Source organism: Leptospiraceae bacterium (assembly GCA_025059995.1).
Classification (GTDB): Bacteria; Spirochaetota; Leptospiria; order Leptospirales; family Leptonemataceae; genus SKYB61.
This window is the reverse complement of record JANXCF010000010.1, coordinates 16,219-32,613: the sequence shown is the minus strand read 5'-3', so window position 1 is coordinate 32,613 and position 16,395 is coordinate 16,219. Positions and strand designations below refer to the sequence as shown.

General features: G+C 33.8%; 16 protein-coding genes. 13 read left to right on the top strand and 3 right to left on the bottom strand.

All coding sequences use genetic code 11. The annotated features are described in order from the left end of the window. Positions 1-27: 27 nt before the first annotated feature. Genes smpB through mtnA form a run of 4 tightly spaced genes read left to right on the top strand, consistent with a single transcriptional unit; the run spans position 28 to position 3,571 of the window. Positions 28-510 carry an SsrA-binding protein SmpB gene (smpB, locus tag NZ853_11115; GenBank protein MCS7206234.1) on the top strand — a complete coding sequence of 161 codons (483 nt, stop codon included), beginning with the start codon at positions 28-30 and terminating at the stop codon, positions 508-510. After that, positions 500-1,909, top strand: coding sequence for a ribosome biogenesis GTPase Der (gene der, locus NZ853_11110; GenBank protein MCS7206233.1), 1,410 nt, complete (start codon positions 500-502; stop codon positions 1,907-1,909). Before smpB ends, der begins: the two co-directional genes overlap by 11 nt. After that, on the top strand, positions 1,899-2,546 hold the full coding sequence (locus tag NZ853_11105) for a hypothetical protein (GenBank protein ID MCS7206232.1): 648 nt from the start codon (positions 1,899-1,901) through the stop codon (positions 2,544-2,546). Before der ends, NZ853_11105 begins: the two co-directional genes overlap by 11 nt. Next, complete coding sequence (gene mtnA / locus NZ853_11100; protein MCS7206231.1) at positions 2,543-3,571, top strand: S-methyl-5-thioribose-1-phosphate isomerase; 1,029 nt, start codon at positions 2,543-2,545, stop codon at positions 3,569-3,571. Before NZ853_11105 ends, mtnA begins: the two co-directional genes overlap by 4 nt. A gap of 24 nt (positions 3,572-3,595) precedes the next feature. Here the strand turns inward: mtnA and NZ853_11095 are convergent, their stop codons facing one another. After that, a complete protein-coding gene (locus tag NZ853_11095) occupies positions 3,596-4,444 on the bottom strand; it encodes a flagellin (GenBank protein ID MCS7206230.1) in 849 nt (282 codons plus the stop codon). Positions 4,445-4,529: 85 nt separating this feature from the next. Further along, positions 4,530-4,775, bottom strand: a complete 246-nt coding sequence (locus tag NZ853_11090; GenBank protein ID MCS7206229.1) for a ferredoxin — start codon at positions 4,773-4,775, stop codon at positions 4,530-4,532. Positions 4,776-4,880: 105 nt separating this feature from the next. Between NZ853_11090 and flgG the strand changes: the two genes are divergently transcribed. From flgG to NZ853_11075, 3 genes are read left to right on the top strand one after another with little or no spacing between them, the layout of a single operon-like run. Beyond that, positions 4,881-5,678 (top strand): flagellar basal-body rod protein FlgG, encoded by a 798-nt coding sequence (gene flgG / locus NZ853_11085; GenBank protein MCS7206228.1) that lies wholly within the window; start codon positions 4,881-4,883, stop codon positions 5,676-5,678. Position 5,679: 1 nt separating this feature from the next. Beyond that, a complete protein-coding gene (locus NZ853_11080) occupies positions 5,680-6,345 on the top strand; it encodes a flagellar basal body L-ring protein FlgH (GenBank protein MCS7206227.1) in 666 nt (221 codons plus the stop codon). Then, the gene (locus NZ853_11075) at positions 6,335-7,417 is read left to right on the top strand and encodes a flagellar basal body P-ring protein FlgI (protein ID MCS7206226.1); all 1,083 of its coding nucleotides are present in this window, start codon (positions 6,335-6,337) and stop codon (positions 7,415-7,417) included. The genes NZ853_11080 and NZ853_11075 overlap by 11 nt, the downstream gene beginning before the upstream one ends. Before the next feature lie 28 nt (positions 7,418-7,445). Here NZ853_11075 and NZ853_11070 read toward each other — a convergent pair whose 3' ends face one another. Then, positions 7,446-7,859 carry a phasin family protein gene (locus NZ853_11070; protein ID MCS7206225.1) on the bottom strand — a complete coding sequence of 138 codons (414 nt, stop codon included), beginning with the start codon at positions 7,857-7,859 and terminating at the stop codon, positions 7,446-7,448. A 317-nt stretch (positions 7,860-8,176) separates the two neighbouring features. On the opposite strand from NZ853_11070, the gene lpxC reads away from it, so the two are divergent. The 6 genes from lpxC (at position 8,177) to thpR (ending at position 16,381) form a co-directional block, all read left to right on the top strand. After that, positions 8,177-9,085, top strand: coding sequence for a UDP-3-O-acyl-N-acetylglucosamine deacetylase (gene lpxC, locus NZ853_11065; GenBank protein MCS7206224.1), 909 nt, complete (start codon positions 8,177-8,179; stop codon positions 9,083-9,085). A 211-nt stretch (positions 9,086-9,296) separates the two neighbouring features. After that, positions 9,297-12,632 (top strand): SpoIIE family protein phosphatase, encoded by a 3,336-nt coding sequence (locus tag NZ853_11060; protein ID MCS7206223.1) that lies wholly within the window; start codon positions 9,297-9,299, stop codon positions 12,630-12,632. A 12-nt stretch (positions 12,633-12,644) separates the two neighbouring features. After that, positions 12,645-13,955, top strand: a complete 1,311-nt coding sequence (add, locus tag NZ853_11055; GenBank protein ID MCS7206222.1) for an adenosine deaminase — start codon at positions 12,645-12,647, stop codon at positions 13,953-13,955. A 58-nt stretch (positions 13,956-14,013) separates the two neighbouring features. After that, positions 14,014-15,081: a KamA family radical SAM protein gene (locus NZ853_11050; GenBank protein MCS7206221.1), complete on the top strand. Its 1,068-nt coding sequence runs from the start codon at positions 14,014-14,016 to the stop codon at positions 15,079-15,081. A 6-nt stretch (positions 15,082-15,087) separates the two neighbouring features. Beyond that, positions 15,088-15,849: a 2-C-methyl-D-erythritol 4-phosphate cytidylyltransferase gene (locus tag NZ853_11045; protein MCS7206220.1), complete on the top strand. Its 762-nt coding sequence runs from the start codon at positions 15,088-15,090 to the stop codon at positions 15,847-15,849. Then, entirely contained in the window at positions 15,839-16,381 is a 543-nt protein-coding gene (thpR, locus tag NZ853_11040) for an RNA 2',3'-cyclic phosphodiesterase (protein MCS7206219.1), read from the top strand. Before NZ853_11045 ends, thpR begins: the two co-directional genes overlap by 11 nt. The last annotated feature ends 14 nt before the right edge of the window (positions 16,382-16,395 follow it).

Here is a 16,395-nt window from a genome sequence, read left to right as displayed (position 1 = left end):
TTCATAGAAAGCAAAAAACTGTCAGTGATGGCAAAAGAAAAAAAAGAGTTTAGAGAACGATCTTTCCATAATAAAAAAGCAAAAAAAGAATATGAAATTTTAGAAACCTTAGAGGCGGGGATTCAACTTTTAGGATCAGAAGTAAAAAGCATTCGGGCTGGAAGAGTAAACTTGGATGATTCTTTTGTAATTCCCAAAGACGGAGAGATGTTTGTTGTAAATTTAAAAATCGCTCCTTACGAAAATGCAAAGCATTTTGGACATCAAGAAACAAGAACCAAAAAACTCTTAATGCATAAAAAAGAGATTGAGCGCTGGAGCTCAAAGGTAAAAGAGAAACGGCTGACCATCATTCCTTTGAAGCTTTACTTTAATTCGAAAAATATAGTCAAATTAGAAATTGCCTTATGTAGAGGAAAGAAACTTTATGACAAGCGACAAGAAGAACGAAAAAAAGAAACCGAAAAACAAATCCAACGGGTCTTGAAGTACAAACAATATGATTACTAAAAAAAAATTGCTCAAAATTGCCATTGTTGGGAAGAAAAATGTAGGAAAATCCAGCTTAATTAATCTCTTGTCCGGAAAACAACGAACCATTGTTGATGATTATCCAGGACTTACAAGAGATGTGATTGAGGTTGAAATCCAAAATTTTGGGATACATGCTTTGTTTTACGATCTTCCGGGATTGGACGTGATGGATCTGGGGGAAGAGAAAAATGAGCTGGAAAGGTTAGCCAGAGAAAAAGCCTATGAATTCATCAAATCCCAGGCTGATGTCATCATTCACTTGATGGAGCCACCTTCTCCCAGTAGGTTTGATTTTGAATTCCGAGAATACCATAAAAAAGAACTAACAAAACCCATTATCGAAGCTGTGAATAAGATAGATAGTAAAGAACGAGAATTTGAGTTTCTTCCCAATTTTTTTGAAGCTAATTTTTCTCCCATAGGAATTTCAGCACTGAGTAAATACAATGTAAAAAAACTTATCAGTATATTGGCGGAAATGTTTCCTCAGATTCGTCACGACAAAGACTACGAAGAAAAACATCGTGAAAAATCACAAAAAAAGGGCTATTATGATTCGACGGTGGTTTCTGACTTTCTTCAGGATGATATTCGCATTACCATCGTGGGGAAACCCAATGTGGGGAAGTCCACTCTCTTTAACTTGTGGGCAGGAAAAGAAATATCGTTGGTTTCTGACATTCCAGGAACAACAAGGGATACAATTGATACTGTGATTCGTTTTTTTGGAAAGAACATACGAATCTTGGATACTGCAGGTTTACGAAAAAGAAAGGTGATTGAGGATCATATAGAGTTTATTTCTTCTCGTAGAACCATCAGAGCTATTCAAGATTCCGATATTGTGATTTTGGTGATTTCAGCTCCTGATGGAATCACAAAATATGACAAAAAAATCGTAGCTCTCGTAAAAGAATTAAATCGTGCGATGATACTTTTTGTGAACAAATGGGATCTGATTGAAAATAAACATGACAAAATCCAAAAAGAGTACTTAGAGGGTTTATATGCTGAATTGCCTTATTTGAAGAATGTTCCTATTTTGTTTGGTTCAGCAAAAACCAAGAAAAGAGCCACTGAACCTTTGAAAAAGGTTTTGGAGCTCTACGAAAAACTGCACTTTCGGATTTCTACTTCTCAGTTCAACCGCTACATCCAAGAACAGTTGAAAAAATTCCCCCACAATCAGAAATTTAAAATCTACTATGCTACCCAAGTAGCTGAAAAACCTTTAATATTTGTTTTGTTTTGTAATCATAAAAGCTTGATTTCATCAAATTTTATTTCTTTTTTAGAAAATCGGATACGCGAAGACTTTCAATTATATGGGGTTCCAATCCGAATGAAGTTAAAAGAAAAGACAGATGAAGATTGATATAGAAGCTTTAATTGATAAATACCAAGTATTCAGTTTAGATGAAAAATTGCGTTTTGCAAACTGGTTTTACAACAATTATGAAAACTATACTCCACAAGATATCTATTCTTGGCTTTGGTTGGGTGAATTTGGGTATCCAGAACTACCCAAAAATGATTTACATACTTTGCGAGAGCATATTCGTTTGGCTAATGCATTCCCTTCTAAAGTTCGAAAAATTTGGGAACCTTTAGGGATTTCTCAAAAATTTATCAAGATTAATGTAGACTTATATTTTGAAGAAGGTTTTCCCTTATTGAGACTATTAGATCTCGTATCGAAAGCAAAAGTATCAGAGTCAACTGAGAAACTCACTTTCAAGAATAACTGGAACTTGATGAAAATCCAAATTGACTTTACGTCAAAAATTGACTTAAAATCAATCAATGAATTCCAAGAAAAAGTTCCCTTTCACATGACCCCTTACCTTCCTTTTACTGAGAAATTTCAGCAAGAATTTGGAATGTACTACCGAATTGTTCCCTTAGAGGAGTTTTTTTCTTTTTTTCCTGAGTGTATTGATATTTATCCAGATTTGTTTATCAAAGCAGGTATTTCTTATCTTGAAGTTGAAAGTGAGGAGAAGAAAGAATGATTCTATCCTCGTTGGTTTTCGAAAATGATGAATTGAAAATTTTAGATCAGACTTTACTACCTCAAAAGATTGAATACAAAACAATAACAAACATTGATCAAGCCATTGAAGCTATTAAAAGTCTTCGCATTCGTGGTGCACCTGCGATTGGAGTCATGGCAGCTCTTAGTATCTATGTAGAACAAAAACGATTAGTAGAAAATAGGCAAATTCAAAGTCTTGAAGAATTTTATAATGAGTTAAACATAAATCTAAAAAAAATTTCTCAATCACGTCCAACGGCAGTAAATCTCTTTTATGCTATCGAACGGATTCGTGGTGAGGTTCTTTCAATAGCATGGAATGATTTAACTGAAGCCTTAAAAGAATTAAAAAAAGTAGCGCTTTCAATTTTCGAAGAAGATAAAGAACTGTGCGAAAAAATAGGTTTTTGGGGTAGTCAGTTAGTTTTTGATGGTGCAAAAATCTTAACTCATTGTAATACAGGTTCTTTGGCTACGGCTGGAAAAGGAACAGCTCTTGGAGTGATTTACACTGCCGTAGAGCAGAATAAAAAAATATTTGTTTATAATACTGAAACAAGACCTTTGCTTCAGGGTTCCCGATTGACTTCTTTTGAGCTTCAATATGCAAAAATTCCGAATATGCTCATTACTGATAATATGGTGGCGAGTCTTTTTGCGAATAAAGAAATCGACATGGTCTTAGTTGGAGCTGACCGAATAGCGAGGAACGGGGATACAGCCAACAAGATTGGGACATTAGGTATAGCTATTTTGAGTCAATATTTTTCTGTTCCCTTTTATGTGGTTGCTCCTTCAACAAGTATTGATACAAGCATTCCTGATGGTTCTCATATTCCAATCGAATTTCGAAGACCTGATGAGGTAAGAAATTTTCGTGATTGTATTTCTTCGCCCCCTGATGTAGAAGTTTATAATCCTGCTTTTGATATTACTCCCTCTCACTTGATAACAGGTATTATCACAGAGATGGGGATTTTTCGCTATCCCTATCAATTTTAAAAAAGCCACTTCAAAAGTGGCTCATTAACGGAGGAGTTGTAAAACTAATTGAGGTTTTTGGTTAGCTTGTGCCAACATCGCATTCGCGGATTGAGTCAAGATTTGGTATCTTGTAAAGGAAATGATTTGTTCAGCCATATCTGTATCTCGTATACGGGATTCTGATGCTTGGATGTTTTCATAAGCATTCATCAAACCTTTTGCTGCGTGTTCTAATCGGTTTTGATAAGCACCTAAATCCGCTCTTTGTTTTGAAATTCTACGTAGAGCTTCATCTGCTCGACCAATGACCATATTGGCTTTGTCAGGCGTGCTTATTGAGATGAACGTTAGAACTGTGGGGTTCCTTAAACCTAAACCAGCTGTTGTCATGGTGTTAATATAAACTCTCTCTCTTTGATGCATATTCGGACCAATGTGAAACCACATGGAAGCAGATGGGTTGAGTCGAGCAAAAGCTCCGGTCAACATCTTCATTTTGTTGAATTCTGCTTGAGAGGCAATTCGATCAATTTCATCAATCAATTGGGAAATTTCTACTTGGATTTGTTGGCGATCTTCGGCTGTGTAAATTCCGTTCGCTGCTTGGACGGCTAAAACTCGTATTCTTTGGATGATTTCTTGGGTTTCTTGTAAATAACCTTCAGTAGTTTGTATAAAGGAAATTCCGTCTTCGGCATTTCTTTCTGCTTGACGTAGTCCAAGGATTTGGGTTCTCATTTTTTCTGAAACGGCAAGACCTGCGGCATCGTCTCCCGCACGATTAATCCTCAATCCCGAAGCAAGCTTTTCAATATCTTTCCCCATCGCATAGTCATGAAATTTTAGAGTTCTATGCGAAAAGATAGCACTGATGTTATGATTGATGATCATAGACCCTCCGTTCTAAAACTTGTTTTCGGAGGGTTCTCGAAATTTCTGAATTATTTTTTTGATTTCTCTTTTGTTTCATTATGAGTTATGATACCTTCCAGTGGATACACTCTCCAGGACATATTTCGATTTGTTCTTGGATGGCTTCCCAGTCTTCTTCGGGAACATATGCATGATTTATGTTTTCGCCATTGTTATGGCTTTCGGAAAGATCCTCATCATCCATACGGAAATACTGTGGAAGATGGGCAACACAGCTATAGCACGAAGTGCAGTCGAGTTTATTAACAGCTACTATTCTAAATTTCTTTCCTTCAATCAAAAGTTCCATGCTATAAAAAAAATAGGTATTTATTTCAAGTCGATTTTTTTTAATTATTGGTTCTCTGTTAAAATTTTTAAGAATCTACCGAAGGAAATTGAAAACGGAGGGTTTATGCTAAGATCTTTATGGACTGCGGCAACAGGCATGATTGCACAACAATACCAAATGGATACGATTTCTAACAATCTCTCCAACGTAAATACGACGGGTTTCAAAAAAAACCGTGTGGACTTTGAAGATCTGATTTATCAACAACACATTTTGGCTGGAACACCAGCAACCCCAGTTTCAGAAATACCCACGGGTGTTTACGTGGGAAGTGGCACAAGAGTTGCGGCAACACAAAAGCTCTTTGAGATGGGTAGCTTACAAAACACAGGAAATAAATTTGATTTGGCCATTACTTCAGAAGTGGGTTTTTTTAAGATCCTTCTTCCTGACGGGAGTTTTGCTTACACAAGAGACGGTTCATTTAAGATTGATTCGAATCGACAAATTGTGACTTCAAATGGTTATCTGTTGGAACCCCCCATTGTGCTTCCCGAAGGAGCAATCAATCATAGTCTTCAAGTAACTGAAGATGGAGAAGTGTTTGTAAAAGTTTATGATGAAATTCGCCCAATAAAAATTGGACAAATCCTTTTGTATCGATTTGTGAATCCAGCAGGTTTACAAGCTATTGGAAACAATCTCTTTAAAGAAACAGTTGCAAGTGGTCCAGAGATTGAGGGCATTCCAGGAAGAGAAGGTTTTGGTAGTTTGCTTCAGGGATTTTTGGAAATGTCAAACGTGAAGATTGTAGAAGAAATGGTGAACATGATTGTGGCTCAAAGAGCTTATGAGTCCAACTCCAAATCCATCATTACTTCGGACAACATGCTTGGAACAGCCATTGCGATGAAGCGATAAAATGAGGTTTTATTTAATTGAACTTCTTTTTGGCTTATTTTTGATGTTGAATGTTAGCTTTTATTTTGTTTATCATAAAAACTCAATTTTTTTCCTGCAAGCAGAAGATTTATGGAATGGCGAAAACATCTATGCACCCAATCAGGAAAGCTACAAAATTGGTGATGTGATTCTTATTGAATTTCACGAAAACCTTCAATTTCATGCAGAGTTTGAGAAAGGACAACAAAAAAATCTATCAATTAAATTAATACCCGATAAGCTTCTTTTTGATTTTCTTCCAGATGTGAATGATACAAGGAGCTCTCAAAAAAGTCAAAACTTCAAGAAAAAAGATCAATTTCGTTTTCAATCAAAGATTGCTTTGAAAGTTGTAAACAAAGTTGGAGAACAGCTTTTTTTGGAAGGATTTCGACAATATCAATATGATCAACTTCGCTATCTTGTTGGGTTTCAAGCAGAAGCCCATACTCGCTTCATCAAAAACTACACGATACCATCAAATTACCTTTCGAATCTTGTTATCCAAGTCAATGTAGTTGAAGAGTCTAATCAAAATTTACAATTAGAGCAAGAACGCATTATCATTGATGATGCCACAAAAAGAAAAATCTTTTTGGAATACCTAAGAAAAATCTTAGAAGAACAAAATATCAATGTTCCATAAAAAAAGATACTTTTTAGTTTTTTTTCTAGGATTAGTTTTTTCTCTAATTTCTCAAGAAAATACGTTGCAACAAACTCAGAATATCACAATCATCAAAAAAGAAAACAAAGCAAAAATCAAAGATTTAGTTCGTGTTTTAGGATACAAAAACAATCAATTGGTTGGATATGGGATCGTAGTCGGTCTTAATGGAACTGGTGATACAAAATCAAGTCTAAATAAACAAATATTAGAAAATCTCTTTTCGAAGTGGAATCTTCAAGTCAGTATCAGAGACTTTGATACAAAAAATATCGCAAGTGTAATGGTGATTGCTGAAATTCCTCCTTTTGCAAAAAAAGGGGATCGAATATCTTGTTATGTGGCTTCAATTGGTGATGCAAAATCCCTTCAAGATGGAGTTTTACTGCAAACACCATTGTTCGGGGCAAATGGACAGATTTATGCATTAGCTCAGGGGAAAATCCATACCACAATAGAAGAAAAATCTCTTTTTCAAAGGACTGGGACAGGATACATACCAAATGGCGTGATTATCGAAAGGGATTTACAAGAATTGGAATTAGGCAACCAATTTCGTTTGCAACTTTTGGAGTTTGATTTTGATGTATTGACAATCTTACATCATACTATCAAGCAAAACTTTCCAAATATCAACTTGCAAATTGATGGTGGAAGTATTGTAATCATAAACGAAAGGGATGAGGTTTTGAGTTTGATTTCTCAGATTTTGAATTTGGAAGTGAGTATACCTCAAAAAGCGAAGATCTATGTTTATCCAAAGCAACAAACGATTGTTTTGATGGGGGATATTTCTCTTAGTCCCTTTACTGTGATACGAACTCCAAAACCAAAACAATATGATAAAATTCAGAGGGAAGCTTACCAAGGTATTTATATTTATACTCCCGGCTTAGATCAAGTTCGTTCGGTAGTACAAGTAAAAGCAACTAATATCGAAGAGCTTGTAAATGAACTCAATCAAAATGCATTCACTTTTAGTGAGATTGTTTTTATACTTCAATCGTTGGTGGATAGTCGAACCATCAAAGCAGATTTTATTTTGCAATAAAAGCCCTGCCAATGCAGGGCAAGATGAGTTATTCTGTTTTTTGAGGTTCTTCTTTTCTAAATTGCTGAGAAATTTCACCGATTTTTGTTTGAAGTGTATTGATTAACTCATCGACTCTGGATTTGATCTGTTCAAATTGTTCTTTAGGAACAACTTTTTCGATTTCAGCAATTAGCTTTTGATAATTTTCTTGTATTAATTTGCTGAGATCTTCGAAAGTCTGGCTAGCTTTTTGATTGATTTCTTCAATTTGCTTCACAATATCATCGAGATTTTTTCTGATGTTTGTAATAAGTTCGCTGTCTTCGGCAGCTCCTTTTTTCACAAGTTCTTCATAGAATTGATCAAAATCAGATAAAACTTTTTTGATGTTTTCTTCACTGGTCTTATATAAACCAATGCCAGCATTTAGTAAATTTTGTAGTGTTCTTTGAAGTTCCATACTACCTCCTTAAGTAGTGATGTGAAGATTTTTTTGCATTGCACAATTTGTCAAATCAAAATTAGAGGTTGTTTTAGGTCAGAATATTATCATAGAATCAAACTTGTCTTGAGGCGTTAAGAAATGTTTTCAGTGTATCAAAAATGATACATTACTTTTTTGTAGTTATTAAAAAATTTCCTTTTTTTCATATGTACTATTGTTCGTATATTATTTTTACTTCTATATTTTCTAATGGAAATAAATAAAGAAATAAACATAATCAAAATTTTGTTTTGTTATTGTTGTGGCATTTTTTTTGCTTATTTTGTTGCGAAATGAATTCTTTGCTGGTTAAAAATACAATCTTACAAGTTCATGCTCCAAATTATATTGGAAGATATTTTCGTTCTACTATTAAAAATGAAATACATCTACAAGGTATCACCTTGCATCGGGGGACTCAAGCAAAAGTGCGAATTTTACCTGCACCAAGTCATCAAGGGATTATTTTTCGAAATGCAAAAACCAAAGAAGAAATCCCAGCTAATGTCGAAAACGTCAAACATACACAAAACGCAGTGGTTTTAAGTAACGGAAATTGGCAAGTATCTACCGTAGAACATCTTCTCGCAGCATTAGCAACTTTAGGAATAACGGATTTGATCGTGGAATTAGAAGGAGAAGAAATCCCCATTTTAGATGGTTCATCAATAGAATTTTTTGAAATCATGAGCTCTGTTGGAGTGATGGAATACAAGGATTCGCCCATCACACCCATCAAGCTTACCAATCCTGTTTGGGTAGTTTCGAATGATAAATACATTATCGCTGTGCCTTCAGATGAATTCAAAGTAACCTACACAATCCACTATGAACATCCCGACCTAAGGGGGAAAAGTTTATCTATTTCCTTGAATTCGGAAGTGATGAAGAAAGAGATTCTTCCTGCAAGAACCTTTGGTTTTCTTAAAGATGTGGAATTACTAAAGAAAAAGGGACTTATACGAGGGGCATCTTTAGAGAATGCTGTTGTGCTCACAGAGGATGGATATTTAAATCAGCTCCGATTTTCAAATGAATGTATCCGACACAAAATTTTGGATTTAGTAGGAGATTTGTACTTATTAAATCGCCCATTAATTGCTCACATCATTGCTTTCAAAACTGGTCATACTTTGGACATAGCATTAGCAAAGAACATATATCATACTCTCAAAAGTAAAGAGGAATACTTATATTACTAAAAACTACACTTAACTTTTTTTTTAACACTAATATGGTTTCTTAGCTAATTAAATTTTCAATATGTAATTGGCGTTTTGAATTTTTTTTATAATATAAAAATTTGAAAAATGGTTTACATTTTACAAATTACAAATCACAGTTAGCTTAAAAAACAACTGAATGTTAAAAAAAGAAGAGATAAAGGGGGATAAATATAGTTAGGAGGGGGTAATGTTTGATTTCTTAAATTACTATAACATTTTTTTTAATTTTCTGTCATTTGGTTCCCTCTTGATCTCTGCGTTAGCACTTTTTTTTTACTTTTTTTTACTTAGCATCAAAGACAAATCTGAGTATACAAAGGCATTAGCTAATACATATCTTCTACAGGCTTTTTTTTACAGTGGCTATTTCTTTTCTGCTGTTATATATCATCCCATTGCAGCTAATCATAGATTATTGACCGTTGGTTTTATTTATCCTGCACTTTTATATTATTTGCAGTTTATTTTACTTTATCCTGAAAATACTTGGGTTCGTTTTCAAAAATTCATAAAATATACCCAGTGGATTGTTGGATTAGCCATAGTAGGGATATTTTTTTTTGAAACAAGAACTTCAGAATATAAATTTCATTTTACGGGTCATTATTGGGACTTTGATGTAGAACATCTCAGTAAGATTGTTGCCTATTTCATATTACTTTACATTCTTCTAATTCCTATCGTAGGAGTCATTCGTGCTTACAAATTTCGTCAAAATAAAAAACACAGAAATTTGCTCCTACTTTTTGTTTTGATCTTACTTATTGGTACCTTAGCTCCAGGAATCTTGAACACATTAAGTAGAGATGGTGTAGTAGGACGAGATGTGTTTTTGAATACTTTGACCTTGTCTGTGGTGACGATGCTGTTTTTACTTGCTATTCTTTATATCAATACCACCGATGATCGAACGACCTTCATGGCAAAGATTGTCGGAATTACTTTAGTAACATTTTCTTTCTTAATGCAAGGAGTGTCTTACTTTACTCTTAATGAAAAAGAAAAAGAATATGATGAACTAAAAAAAGAACATGTAGAAAAAGCTATTCTTATCAGAAAATATCATCCTGAGATGGTATATCTATTTCAGCATGATTTGAATAAGAATGAAAGTAGGTATCTTTATACACGAGAAGATTATTTTTTTGCTGACCCAAAAGATAAAGTAAATTTCTCGCTCTATCTTACAGATATCAAAAACACAGCTTTTTATGAGAGGATTAAAAATTATGAAGGAGATAATTATTTAGAATATGTATTGAAAGAACTAGATCAAATGCCAGAACATTTTATAGCCTATAAGAAAAGCATACAACAATATATCAATCAATACAAACCAAGCAAGCAAACCCCAAAAGAAGATTTGTTAGAATATATTGATAATTTAAATAAACTTATATTCGTTCATTACAATAGAATTAGTTTTTTAAAGAATGAAACTTTTCGAGAAGAAGTATTAAAATATTTAGATAGAACTCCGAAGGAATTTTTCTTTTTTACAGAAGCTATTAAGAATCTTTTACAAAAAGAAACTTCTCAAGATGGAAAGTATCTCAAAACAAAGATCTATGAATATTTGGCTCCTTTGCGAGCAAGCAATCAAAGAATCTATCGAACAAGTGAAGATGGTTTTACTCATTACGTAAGTTTTCTTCAATATGATCAAGAAAAAAATATCCTATATGAGGGTGGATTTCGATATGTTGATTATCGGGCATTTATACATAAACCGGCGTTACAACAAACATTATTCTACATTACGATATTTTTTGTTGTTACGATTGTTTATCCCCTTTTCTTTCGAGGTAGTCTAATTAAACCACTTGAAGATCTACTCCAAGGTGTAAAAAAAGTAAATCAAGGTGATCTAACAGTTAAAGTGCCAGTTTATGTTCAAGATGAGATTGGATATCTAGCCACTACTTTCAATAAAATGGTGGTTTCTATACGTGAAGCCAAAGAACAGCTACAAGATTATGCCAACAATCTTGAAGAGAAAGTCAGAGAGAGAACCGCAGAACTCAATGCTTCTCTTTTAGAAGTAAAAAGACTAAAACAAATGCAAGATGGTGATTACTATTTAACATCCCTTTTACTAAAGCCATTGATTGTGAATTTGAATAAATCCAAGAAAGTACCAACAGAATTCTTTGTTAAGCAATATAAAGAATTTGAATTTCGAGGGAAAATCTCTGAAATTGGTGGAGATATCTGTGTGACTGGGAATTTACGTTTAGGGAAATCGTTAGAAACTGCAAAACGATATATTGTGGCAATGAATGGAGATGCCATGGGAAAATCAACTCAAGGTGCAGGTGGTGCTTTGGTGATGGGAGTTGTTATGAATTCCATCATTGCTCGTTCTGCAAGAAATGATCGAGTTTTGGATATAACACCTGAACAATGGCTAAAAGAAATCTACGAAGAAATACATGGAATTTTTTCTGCTTTTGGCGGGAGCATGTGTATCTCGTGTGTAGTTGATCTAATAGAAGAAGAAACAGGAAAGATGTATTATTTCAATGCAGAACATCCTTACCAAATTTTATATAGAAATGGGAAAGCTACATTTATCGAAGAAGAAATGAAATTAAGAAAATTGGGTCTGGAGTCTGATTATCCTTTTGAGGTAAAATATTTTCAGTTAGAACCAGGAGATGTCATCATTGCAGGTTCTGATGGAAGAGATGACATAGAAATCGAAAAAACAAACGAAGGGATTCGCATGATCAACGAAAACGAATACTTAATTTTGGAGATTGTAGAAGAAGCAAAAGGGAATTTGCAAGAAATCTATGAGGGGATCAAAAAAAGAGGAAAAATCACAGATGATGTTTCTTTATTAAAAATTCATTATCAGCCTAAAGATGTAAAAGTTTCGTCGGTTTATAAGACTGAAGACAAAAGAGAAGTAGAATATAGTTTCAAAGAATTAGCGAAAGAAGAAATCAGTCTTCAAAAAGAAAACAAACAAATGACTTATCAAAAAATGATTATTGTTCTAGACGAAGAGAATCCAGAGGCTATAATAGAAATTCCCGAAGTTAACGAATTTCATGATTTATTTCTAAAAGGCAATGAAAGTTTAAAGAAACGTAATTATCAAGAAGCATTGTCTTATTTCGAAAAGGCTTATGAAATCAAAAAAGATCATTTCGATTTGAATCGAACTTTGGCAATCTTAGCATTCAAAACAGAAAATTATGAAAAAGCCATCACACTTTTAGAGAAATATTTACAGGCTTTTCCTGATGAGGAGGACTTTTGGTTATATTTGTCAATTGCCTATAAAAAAACAGGAAATTTAGAAAAAGCCTTAGAAACCTGCGAAAGAGCTCATGAACTCAATCCCAATCGAATCCCCGTTTTGCTTCAATTAGCAGATTTGCATTATAAATTAAAACACATAGGCAGAGCAAATATTTTTCTTGAACAAGCGTTAGAAGAAAATCCTAATAGTCCACAAGCTTTGAAGCTAAAAAAACGATTAGAAAAACTCGAAGCTGAATTAAAATCAAAATAAAGGGATAAAAATTTGATTTTAAAATTTGAAAAAGTTTATAAAAAGATCAAACAGATTGAAAGAGAAGCGCAAGAACTCCAAAACATAAAAAACAAAATTCCCAAAGATCGATTTTATAGTTTAGATTTGCATTTGCATTTTGATAAAATCATCAACGAACTTTTGAATCAAAAACTTGAGTTAGAGCAATTAGAGATAGAACATCCTCCTGAAGAACTCGTGCAAAATGTTTTAACTGTGGACTTGGCAACAGCCTCTCGTATTACCACAGTTCCAGAGAAAGTAAGGATAGAAGAAAAAGACAAAACCATTCTTGATTTTCTTACAAAAATCCCCAAAACTGAGATTCACCTTCATATCGAAGCATGTATATCAAAAGAGACTATTATAAAAATCCTTGAGGATCACAAAGAAAAATATAGTATTGAAGAAATCGAGAAATTATATCAATTTAAAAATTTAAATGAATTTATAAAACTTTTTTTATTTATTTTAGATACCATAAAAAAGCCAGAAGACTTTATCTTTATTTTTCAGAATTTAAGGTCGTATTTAGAAAAAAACAATATCAAATACGCAGAAGTATTTTATGCGCCATCAAGATTAATTCAAAATGGACTGGATTTTCAAGAAATTGCTCGGACTTTGGATTATTTAGCAAGTGAATGTAGGCTTGAGGGAGGACCTGATGTGAAATTTTTAGTGGATGTTTCTCGAACCTTTGGTCCAGAAAATGCCAGCAAGAATCTACAAAGACTCATCAAAGCAAAAACAACAAACCATATTGGGATTGGCTTAGGGGGAGCTGAGCTGATGGGACCTGCAAGGGATTTCAAAGATGTATTTGCGCAAGCACGAGCAGAAGGACTACATTGTGTTGCTCATAGTGGAGAAGATGATGGACCGTGGTCGATTTGGGATACGGTGAAGGTTTTGAAAGCAGAACGAATAGGTCATGGAACATCAGCAATCCAAGATCCAGATTTACTTGAGTATCTACGAGATAAACAAATCCCTATTGAAATTTGCTTAACATCAAATATATTCACAGGAAAGTATGTCCGAAGACCTGAGGATCACCCTGTGAGAAGGTACTATGATTATGGATTGATGCTTTCCATCAATACAGATGATCCTGAGATTTTTCAAGTGGATTTAACAACCGAATACTATAAACTCTACAAGCACTTGAGGTTTTCAATCTCAGAAATTGTAGATTTAGTTCGCATGGGGGTTGAATCGACCTTTCATCCCAGGAAATACTTTTTGTGGAATGAGTTTCAGAAAGAAATTCAAACCCTAAGAAAGGAATTATATGTTTAAACTTTACTATAAGTGAATCACAGAAATCTTGACTCAAATGGAGTCCTCTTCATCAATAATGAAAGTTTCTTCGAAAAGTTTTTCGAAAAATTGGAAACAAGAATTAAAGCATTCTATCCAAACCATCGAGGGGCTCATCGAGTTTTTTGGCAAAGATAATATCAAAGCAAGCCCTTATGAATACATCCTAAAAGAGGATTATAAAAAAATTTTTGAACAAATCCATCGAAAGTTTCGTTTCAAAGTAACCCGTTATTATTTGAACCTGGCTAATATTCATGATCCCAAATGTCCTATCTTAAATCAAATTCTTCCCAAAAAAGAAGAAATCGATGATCAAGTCTTTGTTTCTTTCGATCCTTTGAGGGAAGAGGAATTTTCGCCTATCCCTAATTTGATTCATAAATATCCTGATCGGGTTTTGTGGTATGTTTCTCATCATTGTGCTGTTTATTGCCGATTTTGCACGAGAAAAAGGAAGGTATCGAACCCAAGATCCAACTACTTCAAAACGAATTTCGAAACAATCTTAAATTATATAGAAAACCATAAAGAAATCAAAGAAGTGATACTTTCTGGCGGCGATCCGTTGAGTTTGTCAGATCAATGGCTATTTCGAATACTAAAACACTTAAAAAACATACCACATCTTTATAGTATTCGAATCCATACAAGAATGTTGGCAACATTACCCCAAAGGTTTACAAAAAAATTTGCTCTTTTGGGAAGAAAATTTTATCCTCTTACGATTGTTTCCCACTTCAATCATCCGAGGGAACTCACGCAACTTGTATATCAAAAAGTAAAACTTCTTCGTATGAATGGTTTTCTAATTCTCAATCAATCCGTACTTTTAAAGGATATAAATGACCAATATGAGATTTTAGAAGAACTAGTCTTGAAGTTGATATCTTTTGGGATCAAGCCTTATTATCTTCATCAGTGTGATGATGTTTTTGGGGTATCTCATTTTTATGTCCCTATGCAGAAAGGAATAGACATGATAAAATCATTAAGAACCAAAAATCCCGGTATATCTATTCCCTTGTTTGTTTTGGATACACCCTACGTTGAAGGAAAAATCCCAATCGTTCAAGAATATGTTGAGCCATCTTTAAAACCCTAGTTTTCTATGACATATCATATTTACGCAATTCTTTTGGCGGGTGGGATTGGATCAAGAATAGGAGGTGAAGTCCCCAAACAGTTCCAAAAGCTTGATGGTCATACTTTGGCTGAATATAGCATTCTTCGGTTTCAACGTTGGTTTCAGGGTATTTCGCATGTAAGTCGTGAAAAAAAGAATTTCAAACCTGAAAGCATGGTTATGGTTATTCACAAAGATTATTTTGAATACGCAAGAGAATTGTATCGAAACTATGATTTACTATTCACACAAGGAGGAGAAAATCGCCATGATTCCACAAAACAAGGATTGATTGTTGTGAAAGCAGATTCTGAGAAAAAACAACTTAACTTTGAGCAAGTCTTGGTTTTTATCCATGATACCGCAAGACCCCTTTTTCTTTTAGAAGACTTAGATAGATGTATGGAGGCTTTCCTTCAAAGTCCCTCATTAGGTGGGATTTCTTTAGCAGCTCCTATCCATGAAACTGTGGTTCAGAAATTAGACACGATTAAACCTATCGATAGGAATACTCTTTTTGTGATTAAAACACCGCAACTTTTGAATGGACGTTATTTGGAATTATTTTTAAAAAAACCTACAGAAATACGTTATACTGATTTACTTACATGGTGTGATGAACATAAAATCCCATATGATATTGTTGTTTCAGAAAGTCATAATATAAAAATCACTTACAAAGAAGATTTTCCACTTGTAAAAAGTCTATTGGGTTTAAAAAAGTATCAAATAGAATATGAACCATAAAAGGGTTTTTATTGCTTTGGATATACCAGAAGAAGTTCGAGATGAAATAGAGCGATGTCAAATAGGGATACCCACAGCCAAATGGACAAAAAAAGAAAATCTCCATTTGACTTTGGAATTTCTTGGAGAGATTCCTCTTGACTTATTCGAACATATTCGAGAGATTCTAAGAGAAGTTCAAGGAAAGCGATTTCGGATTAGTTTGCAAGAACCAAATGTTTTCATCAAAAAGCAAAAAATCTTATGGTTGAAAGCCATTCCGAATGAACCCGTGATAGCACTTCGAAATGAAATCATAAAATTGCTTCAAAAATACAAAATCCCTTTATCAAAACCAGCACAAAATTTCATCCCACATGTTACTATTGCAAGAATGGATGTCGTTAATCAAAGAAAACTAAATGAATACTTGCTTTCTTTCGAAGGTTTTACAACGATGGAGTTTGATGTTGTGTCTTTTTTTCTTTACTCTAGTATTCTCCACCCTCATGGTTCCATTTATACTAAAGAAGAAGAATATGCATTATTTTGATTTTGTTTTTCTTA